General features: G+C 63.3%; 12 protein-coding genes. 4 read left to right on the forward strand and 8 right to left on the reverse strand.

All coding sequences use genetic code 11. The features are described 5' to 3' along the window. Positions 1-32: 32 nt before the first annotated feature. The 3 genes from VGN68_RS19595 to dusB are packed head-to-tail and all read right to left on the reverse strand — an operon-like array spanning position 33 to position 3,525. Positions 33-1,442, reverse strand: a complete 1,410-nt coding sequence (locus VGN68_RS19595) for a sigma-54 dependent transcriptional regulator (RefSeq protein WP_327479229.1) — start codon at positions 1,440-1,442, stop codon at positions 33-35. Continuing rightward, complete coding sequence (locus VGN68_RS19600; RefSeq protein WP_327479231.1) at positions 1,439-2,530, reverse strand: two-component system sensor histidine kinase NtrB; 1,092 nt, start codon at positions 2,528-2,530, stop codon at positions 1,439-1,441. Before VGN68_RS19600 ends, VGN68_RS19595 begins: the two co-directional genes overlap by 4 nt. Beyond that, on the reverse strand, positions 2,527-3,525 hold the full coding sequence (dusB, locus tag VGN68_RS19605; protein WP_327479233.1) for a tRNA dihydrouridine synthase DusB: 999 nt from the start codon (positions 3,523-3,525) through the stop codon (positions 2,527-2,529). The genes VGN68_RS19600 and dusB overlap by 4 nt, the downstream gene beginning before the upstream one ends. Before the next feature lie 95 nt (positions 3,526-3,620). On the opposite strand from dusB, the gene VGN68_RS19610 reads away from it, so the two are divergent. Then, a complete protein-coding gene (locus VGN68_RS19610) occupies positions 3,621-4,799 on the forward strand; it encodes a bifunctional 2-C-methyl-D-erythritol 4-phosphate cytidylyltransferase/2-C-methyl-D-erythritol 2,4-cyclodiphosphate synthase (RefSeq protein ID WP_327479235.1) in 1,179 nt (392 codons plus the stop codon). A 2-nt stretch (positions 4,800-4,801) separates the two neighbouring features. After that, positions 4,802-5,359, forward strand: coding sequence for a CinA family protein (locus VGN68_RS19615; RefSeq protein WP_327479238.1), 558 nt, complete (start codon positions 4,802-4,804; stop codon positions 5,357-5,359). Here the strand turns inward: VGN68_RS19615 and VGN68_RS19620 are convergent. Then, positions 5,302-5,781 (reverse strand): type II toxin-antitoxin system RatA family toxin, encoded by a 480-nt coding sequence (locus VGN68_RS19620; RefSeq protein ID WP_327479240.1) that lies wholly within the window; start codon positions 5,779-5,781, stop codon positions 5,302-5,304. The genes VGN68_RS19615 and VGN68_RS19620 overlap by 58 nt on opposite strands. Positions 5,782-5,788: 7 nt before the next feature. Continuing rightward, the gene (lipA, locus tag VGN68_RS19625) at positions 5,789-6,724 is read right to left on the reverse strand and encodes a lipoyl synthase (protein WP_327479242.1); all 936 of its coding nucleotides are present in this window, start codon (positions 6,722-6,724) and stop codon (positions 5,789-5,791) included. 62 nt (positions 6,725-6,786) lie between these two features. On the opposite strand from lipA, the gene VGN68_RS19630 reads away from it, so the two are divergent. Then, positions 6,787-7,428 (forward strand): carbonic anhydrase, encoded by a 642-nt coding sequence (locus VGN68_RS19630; protein ID WP_327479244.1) that lies wholly within the window; start codon positions 6,787-6,789, stop codon positions 7,426-7,428. Positions 7,429-7,442: 14 nt separating this feature from the next. Continuing rightward, a complete protein-coding gene (locus tag VGN68_RS19635) occupies positions 7,443-8,021 on the forward strand; it encodes a DUF2846 domain-containing protein (RefSeq protein WP_327479246.1) in 579 nt (192 codons plus the stop codon). Positions 8,022-8,069: 48 nt separating this feature from the next. On the opposite strand, the gene VGN68_RS19640 is transcribed toward VGN68_RS19635, so the two are convergent. The 3 genes from VGN68_RS19640 to ettA all read right to left on the reverse strand — a co-directional run bounded on the left by VGN68_RS19640 (position 8,070) and on the right by ettA (position 10,845). Next, positions 8,070-8,642 carry a DUF1579 domain-containing protein gene (locus VGN68_RS19640; protein WP_327479248.1) on the reverse strand — a complete coding sequence of 191 codons (573 nt, stop codon included), beginning with the start codon at positions 8,640-8,642 and terminating at the stop codon, positions 8,070-8,072. Between the two features lie 72 nt (positions 8,643-8,714). Further along, the gene (locus VGN68_RS19645) at positions 8,715-9,161 is read right to left on the reverse strand and encodes a PaaI family thioesterase (RefSeq protein ID WP_327479250.1); all 447 of its coding nucleotides are present in this window, start codon (positions 9,159-9,161) and stop codon (positions 8,715-8,717) included. A gap of 4 nt (positions 9,162-9,165) precedes the next feature. After that, positions 9,166-10,845 (reverse strand): energy-dependent translational throttle protein EttA, encoded by a 1,680-nt coding sequence (gene ettA / locus VGN68_RS19650; protein WP_327479251.1) that lies wholly within the window; start codon positions 10,843-10,845, stop codon positions 9,166-9,168. Positions 10,846-11,266: the final 421 nt, after the last annotated feature.

Genomic DNA, 11,266 nt, shown 5'->3' on the forward strand with positions numbered 1-11,266 from the left:
GAACGCCGCTATTATGCGCTAGCTGTCCTGCTTCATGGGTGCGCGGGGTCGATATCCAGCTGTCCAAGCCGTTTGCGCAGCGTGTTGCGATTGATTCCGAGCCGCCGTGCGGCCTCCAGCTGGTTACCGCGCACATCGCGCAGGACGCGGCGAAACAACGCCGCTTCGACGATCGCTTCGAGCTGGCTGTGGAGGTCGCCGTCGGGTGCGTCGGCGGCCATCTGCTCGCGCGCCCAATCGTCGATGGCGCGGGCGATCAGGTCGGCAGGCGCCGCCGCACCGCCGCCTTCGCCGCTTTCGTGCAGCACCGTCTCCACATCGCGCACCGTGACGACGGTATCGCGCGACAGAACCGCCAGCCGCTGAACCACATTGCCCAGCTCGCGAACATTGCCGGGCCAGTCATAGCGTTCGAGCCACTGCATCGCGGCAGGCGCGAATTGACGGTCGGGAAGGCCCGACGCGCGTCCTGCCTCCACGAAATGGCGGACCAGCGCCGCGATGTCGCTGCGCCGGTCGCGCAGCGGCGGCAGCGTTACCGGAATGACGTTGAGGCGATAAAACAGATCCTCGCGGAAGCGGCCATCGGCGACCAACGTCCGCATATCGCGATGGGTGGCCGCGATCACGCGAACATCGGCGCGTAGCGCCTGATTGCCGCCGACGGTCGTATACTCGTTGCTTTGCAGCACGCGAAGCAGCCGCGTCTGCGCCTCCAGCGGCATGTCGCCGATTTCATCAAGAAACAAGGTACCACCTGCGGCTTGCTCGAACCGGCCTGCATTGCGGCTATGTGCCCCGGTAAAGGCGCCTTTTTCGTGGCCAAACAGCTCGGCTTCGATCAACTCGCGCGGGATCGCCGCCATGTTGATTGCGACAAACGGTCCCGTGCGGCGCAGCCCCGTGGCGTGGATCGCGCGGGCCACGACCTCCTTGCCGGTCCCCGATTCCCCCAGGATCAGCACCGCAAGATCGTTCGAAGCGAGGCGCGCGATGGTTCGATACACCGCCTGCATCGCGGGCGCGCGGCCGACCAGCCCGTGGCTGTCGGCGGGGGCAACGTCGGTTCGCGCTGCTGGCTCGGCGCGGCGTTGCAGGGCCGCGCGAACGCTCGCGGTCAGCTCATCGAGGTCGAACGGTTTGGGCAGATAGTCGTAACTGCCGATCCCGGTCGCGCGCACCGCGGTATCGAGCGTATTCTGCGCTGACAGCACGATCACCGGTGTCCCGGCATCCACCCGCAACGAGTCGATTCCGTCGCCATCGGGCAGCACGACATCGGTAATGATCAGGTCGGGGCGATGATCCGCGAGCCAGGCGTTGCGTTCAGCGATGCTTCCGACCGATGCGAAATGCCGGCATTCTCCGATCAGCGTCTCGCGGATGATCATCGCAATCGCGGGGTCATCCTCGACCAGCAGGATGGTTTTGTCGCTGCTCATCCCGCAGCTCCCTTTTGCGCGACCGGCAGATGAACACGAAAGCGCGTCCATTCGCCGTCGCGCATATGCTGGACGGTTCCCCCCATGTCGCGCGCCAGCTTGGCGACGAGCGCCAATCCGAGCCCCCGCCCCTCGCGCTTCGTCGTCACGAACGGGTCGAACAGGTCGCCCCGAATATCGGCGGGAACGCCCGGACCATTGTCGCTGACGCTGACCTCGATCGGCAGCGCAATCCGCCCGCGCCCGTCGCCATTGTCGATCGACAGGCCGTGGCGGTAGGCGGTGGCAATTCGCACGACACCGTCGTCGCGGGCGCCCAGCGCCTCGCAGCCATTCGTCACCAAATTGAGCAATATCTGTACCATGGCGTCATGATTGCCATGCACCAGCGGCAGCGACGGGTCGAAATCCTCGGCAAAGCGAACCCCCGGAAACTGCCGTGCGCGCGCGGTTTCGATGGCCTGGTGGATGGGCTGGTACAGATTGATCGGGCCGCAGGCGATCGGCTGACCGCGCGAGAAATGCTCCATCTGATCGATCAGTGTCGCGATCCGGTCGACCTCAGCGACGATCAGCGTGGTAAAGCGTTCGCCGCTGGCGTCGGTCTTGCGCGCCAGCAATTGCGCCGCACCCTTGATCCCTGCCAGCGGATTCTTGATTTCATGCGCCAGCATCGACGCGGCACCGCCAGCGGCGCGCCCCGATCGCCCGATCGCGCCGCCCATCAGTTCGGCATCGCTGTGCGCCGGGATCAGCGCCAGGATGCGATGACCGCTCTGGCCATAGGGAACCATCTGCATATCGACAAAAATCGTTTTGCGACTTCCGACCGAAATTTCGGCGCGATGCGCGAACAGTGCCGACGTCGCGGCGTCGCTCATCCGCTGGCGGTAGCTGCGGTCCATGTCGATGACGTCATAGACGACGCGCCCGATCATCGCCGAGCGGCTCATGTTGCACATCTGCTCGGCCGCCGCGTTGACGAACAGGACAACCCCGCCCCTGTCGATCAACAGCGTCGGAACCGGGTGCGAGTGGATCAGCTCGTCATGGTCGAAAATTGGAATGCTCGACGTCAGCGCGCTCACGCCGCGGCCCTGCTCAGGAACGGCGTATAAAAGCGTTCGAGGGCGTCAAGCACGTCGCGGCTGCTAGGGATCTGGTTGACTATGTTGCGAAACTCGGCCGATCCATGCAGGCCTTTGACGTACCAGCCGAGATGCTTGCGCGCCATATTGACCCCGGTAATCTCGCCATAATGCTCGATCATCGCGCGATAGTGGGATGTAATGACGTCATATTGTTCGTCGATGCCGGGGTCAGGCCGATCGCCCTCGCCGCGCAGCGCTGCCATCACCTGTCCCAGCAGCCATGGGCGACCATAGGCCCCGCGGCCGATCATCACGCCATCGGCACCGCTCTGTGCCAGCGCGGTGCGCGCGTCGTCGGCGGAACAAATGTCGCCATTGGCGATCACCGGGATCGAGACTGCGTCCTTGACTTTGCGAATGAAGCTCCAGTCGGCCTCGCCGCGGTACATCTGGTTGCGCGTGCGGCCATGGACCGTCACCAGCTTGGCGCCCAGATCCTCGGCGATATGCGCGAGTTCTGGCGCGTTCAGGCTGTCGTGGCACCAGCCCATGCGCATCTTCACCGTCACCGGCACCGACACCGCCTTGACGCAGGCTTCGATCAGCGCCGCGGCGAGCTTCAGGTCGCGCATGAGCGCCGAACCGGCATCGCCGCTCGTCACCTTGCGCACCGGGCAGCCCATGTTGATATCGATGATCGCGGCACCGCGATCTTCGTTGAGCTTCGCCGCCTCACCCATTTCATAGGGCGTGCAGCCGACGAGCTGCATCGATACGGGTTCCTCGACCGGGTGCCACGCCGCTTTCTGGATCGACTGGCGCGTTTCGCGGATCGCTGCCTGGCTCGCGATCATTTCGGTCACGTTGAGCCCCGAGCCATAACGGCGGACGAGGGTGCGGAACGGCATGTCGGTGACGCCCGTCATCGGCGCCAGGATCACGGGATCCGCGATGGTGATGTTGCCGATCTGGATGGGCCGCAGCGGCGCCATGGCGGGAACTTTCGTCTGATTGCCTAAAATTTGAGCAGCGCGTACACGCTAAGCCGCTTTCCCGCAAGCCGCGGCTGCGCTAACCGGCGCGGATCATGACCGACTCCGCTTCCCCCAACACGCCGCGCGCGACGGCCATATTGCTCGCGGGCGGTCAGGGCAGCCGAGCCGGTTTTGCCGTGCCCAAGCAGCTGGCAACGCTCGGCGGCAAGCCAGTGCTGCGCTGGAGCCTTGATGCTTTTGCCGCGCACCCGGCGATTGTAGGCGGTGTGCTGGTGGCCAATAATGACGTCATGGCGGCGGTTGGGACGCTACCGAAAGGCTGGATTTGCGCCGATCCCGGCGCGGAAAGGCAACAATCGGTCGCCAACGCATTGACCGTGTTGGCCGATTGGGACGACGCGGTGCCGGTGCTTGTTCACGACGCGGCACGGCCTGGCGTGACCATCGATGTCGTCGACCGGCTGCTCTCCGCGCTCGACGGCGCCGAGGCCGCAATCCCCACCCTGCCCGTTCCCGATACGCTGGTTGAACAAAGCGGGAGCGTTGCCGGTGACGTCGTCGATCGCGGCGCCCTTGCGCGCGTTCAGACGCCGCAAGCGTTCCATCTTGGGACGCTCCGTCGGGCCCATGCCCAAGCCGTCGACACCACGGCGACCGACGATGCGCAACTCGTCCGCCGTCTGGGTGTCGCCGTTGCGACGGTGCCGGGCGACGCGCGCCTCCACAAACTGACATATGCCGAGGATATAGCGATCCTGAACGGCTTGCTGGGGATCGAGACAATGACACGCACCGCCGTCGGCATGGGCTATGATGTTCACCGCCTTGTCGCGGACAAGCCGCTCTGGATTGGCGGCATAGAAATTGCGCATAGTCATGGACTTGAAGGCCATAGCGATGCCGACGTCGGGCTTCATGCGCTGACCGATGCCATCCTCGGCGCGCTGGCCGATGGCGATATCGGCGATCATTTCCCGCCGAGTGATCCGCAATGGCGCGGCGCCGCGTCGCATCGCTTCCTGGAATTTGCCGCAAGCCGCGTTGCCGAACGCGGCGGCCGGATCGACCATGTCGATCTGACGATTATCGCGGAGGCACCGAAAATCGGCCCGCACCGCAGCGCGATGCGCGCCCGGATCGCTGAAATTCTTGCGATTCCGGTCGACCGGGTTAGTGTGAAGGCGACAACGACCGAGCGACTGGGTTTCACCGGTCGCCGCGAGGGGATCGCTGTGCAGGCTGTCGCGACTTTGCAACTTCCGGAGAATTGACCGTGCTGCCTGACGATGAAACGCGGTTTGCCGTGCGCAACGCGCTGGCGACCAGCGTGCTAGCCAATAACCGCGCTGCGGGGCGAAAAGTGGCGGTCGCCGAGAGCTGCACCGGTGGCATGGTCAGCGCCGCGCTGACCGATATCGCCGGCAGTTCTGACGTGTTCTCGGCGGGTTTCATCACTTATTCGGGTCATGCCAAGCAGAGTCAACTCGATGTCAGCAGCGAAATACTTGAGACCTTTGGCGAAGTCTCACTGGCCACGGCATGGGCGATGGCGACCGGCGCGCTCGCCAACAGCGATGCCGATATTGCGGTGGCGATTACAGGCATTGCCGGTCCTGGCGGGGGATCGGCGAAGAAGCCCGTCGGGCTGGTCATTTTTGCTCGCGCGTTACGCGGCCAGGACCCCGACGATTATTTCACCCAGCGGGTGCAGTTCGAAGGCGGCGATCGCGCCGCGATCCGCCATCACGCGACGATGTTCGCGCTCGACCTGCTTCAGCCCGAAAGGGACGAACTACGCCCTTCGGATGATTTCACGCTGCCCGCCGCGTAAAGATCGTCAGCGCGCGTTTCGAACGCAGCGATCATTTTGCGCAGCGCCTTGTCGAACATCTGCCCTGCCAAGGCTTCGAACATCCGGCTGCGGAAGGCGAAGTCGACCATGAAGTCAACGCGGCACCCCCCGCCCTCATCCGGCGTAAACTGCCATTCATTGCTCAGGTGGCGCATCGGGCCGTCGATATAGCTGACCGTCACGGCGCGCGGGCGGTCCTTGTGAACGCGGCAGGAAAAGCTTTCACGCAGTCCTTTGAACCCGACGATCATGTCGGCGACCGCTTCATGTTCGCTGTCGCTGCGGATGCGCAGCGCGATCACCCAGGGCAGGAACTCGGGATAGCGCTCGATATCGGTGACGAGCGCGAACATCTGCTCGTCGCTATACGGCAGGACGCGGGTTTCGTGATGCCTCGGCAACGCGGGGTCAGCCAGCGCTGGCGCGCGCCAGCTGCGCCTCGCGCGCCGCGCGCATCCGTTCGAAATCGTCGCCGGCGTGATAGCTGGAGCGCGTCAGCGGCGACGAGGCGACCTGCAGGAAACCCTTGGCGCGCGCGATCTGGGCATAGGCGTCGAACGCCTGTGGCGTCACGAAGTCGATCACCTTGGCATGTTTCGGCGTCGGCTGGAGATATTGGCCCATCGTCATGAAATCGATGTCGGCGCTGCGCATGTCGTCCATCACCTGATGCACTTCCATGCGCTGTTCACCCAGCCCCAGCATGATGCCCGACTTGGTGAAGATCGACGGATCGCGTCGCTTGACGCTTTCGAGCAGGCGGAGCGACGCATAATAGCGCGCACCGGGGCGGATCGTCGGATAGAGGCGCGGCACGGTTTCCAGATTGTGGTTATAGACGTCGGGGCGGGCATCGACGATCGCCGCGATCGCGCTTTCGGGCTTGTTGCGGAAATCGGGGGTCAGGATCTCGATCGTCGTCTGCGGGGTTTCGCGGCGCAGCGCGTTGATCACCTTGACGAACTGGCTGGCGCCGCCATCGGGCAGGTCATCGCGGTCCACCGAGGTGATGACGATGTGGCTGAGTCCCATCTTCGCCGCGGCGATCGCGGTATGTTCGGGTTCGAGCGGATCGACCGCGCGCGGCATCCCGGTCTTGACGTTACAGAACGCACAGGCGCGGGTGCAGGTGTCGCCCAGGATCATCACCGTCGCATGTTTCTTGGTCCAGCATTCGCCGATGTTCGGGCACGCCGCCTCTTCACACACGGTGTTGAGGTTCAGTTCGCGCATCAGCTTGCGCGTTTCGGCATAGCCGGGGCTCGTGGGTGCCTTGACGCGAATCCAGTCGGGCTTGCGGGTGCGCTGGCTGGGCGTCGAGACGGGCTGTGCGGGAGCGTTCATTTCGCCCACATAGTCGCGTGTGTCCCTCTTCTCAACCTCTGTACCTATGCTATGGCGCGGGCATGACTCACTTTGCAGACATGATCGACGGTTATCGTCGTTTCCGTAGCGGCGGCTGGCAAGAACAGCGCGAGCGCTGGGAGGGGCTGGCCGAGGGGCAATCGCCCAAGGTGATGGTGATCGCCTGCTCCGACAGCCGCGTCGAACCGTCGCAGATTTTCGACACCAACCCCGGCGAGATCTTTGTCGTCCGTAACGTCGCGGCACTCGTGCCGCCGTTCGAAACGACGCCAGGGCGCCATGGCGTGTCGGCGGCACTAGAATTCGCAGTCCAGTTTCTGCGCGTCGAGGAAATCGTCGTCATGGGCCATGGCCTGTGCGGCGGCTGCCACGCTGCGTTGCACCAATCGATGGCGGGCGCTGAGCCGGGCCGTGGCGGCTTTATCGCCGACTGGATCGCGATGCTGCACGACGCCAGTGCGCAAGTAAGGCGCGATCATAGCGACATCGACAACCGCGACGCCGGTCGCGCAATGGAAATGGCGGCGGTGCGCGTCAGCATCGACAATCTGCGCACCTTCCCCTGCATTCAGGAAAAGGAACGCCGCGGAACGCTGCGGCTGCGTGGCGCCTTTTTCGCGATCAGCGACGGGGTGCTGCATCTATTGGACGAAGCGACGGGGGAGTTTGAACCCGCCGCCTGAACAGGAGACGCGCCATGAGCAAGAATGCGATGTGGCTGACCCTCATTTGTGTGGCGGCGGTGGTCGGCGCATTTTTGGGGCCGTCGCTGGCCAGCGTCCTGTCGCCGGGAACCCTGCTCATCCTGTCGGTACTGCTGATCGGCGGTATCGTGATCTTCTGTTTCTGGGCGCTGTCGAGCAACAAGAGCGGCGCCAAGGCGGACACAGCGGCGATTGCCGACGCGCGAACGATGCAGACGCCTGCGGGCAAAGCGCGGATATATGTCACGCGCCGCGGCTTTGTCGCCGCGTTACAGGGCATGAACGTGACCCTCGACGGCGCCGCAAAAGGCCAGATCAAGTCGGGCCAGATGCTGATGGCCGATGTCGAACCGGGGCGACACCGCCTGCATATTGCCACCGCCAAGGCCAAGCTGGCGCACCCTGCCGAATTTGACATCGATGTCGGCGCGGGCGGGGTCGTCGTGATCAGTGCAATGATCGAAATGGGCGCCTTGAAAGGCAGCATCAAGCTGGAACGCCTCGACGCCGCGAAGGCGCGCGAGGATGTTCACGCGACTAAGCTGGTGTTGTGGGAAGTGCCCCCGACCTGACTTGATCGATCCTCCCGGTCGCGCAGCGATGGGGAGGATCAAATAGACTCAGGGTTTGGCGGGAACAAACCCGGCAGCAGGCCAATCGGTATCACCAATCCGCGCCACCTCCAGCTTCGCGAACTCGACCGGCGGCATGCCAGCCCCGACATAGCTGCCGACCTCGGTCCATTTGCCGTCGGCGATTGTCGCCACATATTTGATCGTCGCGCCATTCGGCACCGGTATGCTCCATTCGAATCCGGTGTCGGTTACCGCAAAGGGGAATTTCCCGGCGCGGCCATCGGTCCAGCTGTTCATCGCATATTGATCGGTCGCGGCGTCGTAGGAAATCACCGCAAAGGCGTTGAAGACCAGCTTGCCGGCTTCGTCATAGCCGCGTCCCTCGATCACCAGCGCGGTGCCGTCGAGCATCGGGCCGGTCCGCTCGGTCTGCACCAGCTTGATCGTGCCACTCGGCGACGTGATCGTCGCGGTACCGCGCCATTCGCCATGCAGCTTCGCCAGTTTGGCGATCGCAGCCTTTTGCTCGGCGATGACGGCGGGATCGGTTCGCATCTGTGCCTGCGCCGGCAGGACGGCGGTGGACAGCAAGGCAGCGGCAACAAGAGCAATTCGCATGATCATCCTCCCCAATTGTGTTGTTGATATAACACAGTCGGCCGAAAAGGAATACACGCGTGGCAGCGACGCTCAAGGAATCGCGTAGGTCACATTCGCCTGCCCGACCGGTTTGTCAGGATCGTCGGTCCAGATCCGCACATCCATCACCGCGAGCCGCTTGCCGAGCCGCAACATGGTTGCGTCCGCGAACAGCGGTCCCGGGCGGCACGGGCGCAGGAACTGGTAATTGAGCGCGCTTGTCACGGCCATCGCGACGGGGCCGATATGCGCGAGGACCAGCGCATAGGCCGCCATATCCGCGAACCCCATCTGCGTCGGGCCCGAGATCAGTCCGCCCGGACGCAAAGCCAATTCGGTCGGCTCCATCCGCGCCTGGATATGTCCGGGCGCCGCCGACACAACAGTGCCGCGCGAGCCCGGCGCCGAGTGGGGGAAGGCGTCGGTCATGAAAGCGTTGAGCGCATCCGCATCCAAACGGATCGCGCTCGACGAAATCGGAACCGCCTCCCCCGCCATCAGGTCAGCGCGTCAGCTTCTTGTAAGATGTTGCATGCGGGCGCGTAGCGTCGTCGCCGAGGCGGCGGATCTTGTCCTCTTCATAGGATTCGAAATTGCCTTCGAACCATTCGACATGGCTGTCGCCCTCGAACGCCAGAATGTGCGTCGCGAGGCGATCAAGGAAGAAGCGGTCGTGGCTGATGACCACGGCGCAGCCGGCGAAATTTTCGAGCGCCTCTTCGAGTGCCGCGAGCGTTTCGGTGTCGAGATCGTTGGTCGGTTCATCAAGCAGCAGGACGTTGCCGCCCTGTTTCAGCATTTTGGCCATATGAACGCGGTTGCGTTCGCCGCCCGACAGCTGGCCGACCTTTTTCTGCTGGTCGACGCCCTTGAAGTTGAAGGCGCCGACGTAGGCGCGCGTCTGCATCTCATGCTTGCCGATGCTCATCATTTCGGCGCCGCCGGAGATTTCCTGCCAGACATTGTTGTCGGGGTTCAAGTCGTCGCGGCTCTGGTCGACGAAACCAAGGTGGACGGTGTCACCGATGACAACCTTGCCGCTGTCGGGCGTTTCCTGCCCGGTGATCAGCTTGAATAAGGTCGACTTACCTGCACCGTTGGGGCCAATCACCCCGACGATCCCGCCCGGGGGCAGAGAGAAGGACAGATTTTCGAAGAGCAGCTTGTCGCCATAGGCTTTCGAGATATTCTCGACCTCGATGACCTTCCCGCCCAGACGCTGCGGCACCTGAATGACGATCTGCGCCTTGCCGGGGATGCGCTTTTCCTGCGCCTCGACCAGCTGGTCAAAGCTCTTGATACGCGCCTTCGATTTGGCCTGACGCGCTTTGGGCGACTGCCGGATCCACTCCAGTTCGTCCTTGATCGCTTTCTGGCGACCGGCATCCTCGCGCGATTCCTGTTCGAGCCGCTTGCCCTTCTTTTCCAGATAGGTCGAATAATTGCCTTCATAGACAAAATAGCGGCCGCGATCGAGTTCAAGGATCCAGTTCACGACATTGTCGAGGAAATAGCGGTCGTGGGTGACGAGGATGACGTTGCCCGGATAATCGACGAGATGCTTTTCGAGCCACGCGACACTTTCCGCGTCGAGATGGTTGGTCGGTTCGTCGAGCAGCAGGATCGACGGCTTCTCGAGCAGCAGGCGGGTGAGCGCAATGCGGCGCTTTTCGCCGCCCGACAGGCTCTGCACACCCATGTCACCCGGCGGGCAACGCAAGGCTTCCATGGCGATCTCAAGCTGGTTGTCGAGCGTCCAGCCGTCGACCGCGTCGATCTTTTCCTGGAGCGTCCCCATTTCCTCCATCAACGCATCGAAATCGGCGTCGGCGGGCGGATCGGCCATCAGGGTGCTGATCTCGTTGAAGCGGTCCATCATGTCGGCAACGCCGCGGACGCCGTCCATGACATTTTCCTTGACCGTCTTGGTCGGGTCGAGCTCGGGCTCCTGCGCAAGATAGCCGACGGTGATCCCGTCGCCGGCCCAGGCCTCGCCGGTGAATTCGGTGTCGATGCCAGCCATAATCTTCATCAAGGTCGATTTACCGGTGCCGTTCGGCCCGACGATGCCGATCTTGGCATCGGGGTAGAATTGCAGGCTCAGATCCTTGAGCGTCGGCTTTTGCGCGCCGGGATAGGTCTTGTTCAGACCCTTCATCACGAAACTATATTGGGCGGCCATGGATATGCTCCGGTGAGTGGCTCGGCCGCGTGCGGCCAGGAGAGATATTGCGCGCCGGTTAGCGAATGGGCGCGCGCTTGGCAATCGGCGGCTGCGGTACCCGGCGCACGCGTCGGCAAACGAAGGTTGCTGCGCCGCTCCCATGCGATTGGGCCATCGGATTTTTGCGATTCTCGTTCGGCGGGCCGATAGCAAGTCACCCGATTTGTTGCGCAGGAATGACAGATTTCCGCCAGTGGCGGGCATCTCAATTATTTTTGTTGACGATCCATACGGAACAGCTAAATCCCGCCGCTCGCGGGACGGGAAGTTTCCCCATCGCGGTAAGGCATTTTAGGGAGCCCACACATCATGAAGAAATTTGCTGCTATCGCCGTTGCTGCCAGCATGTTCGCCCTCGCCGCTTGCGGTGAAAAGGCTG

Source organism: Sphingopyxis sp. (genome assembly GCF_035998965.1).
Taxonomy (GTDB): domain Bacteria; phylum Pseudomonadota; class Alphaproteobacteria; order Sphingomonadales; family Sphingomonadaceae; genus Sphingopyxis.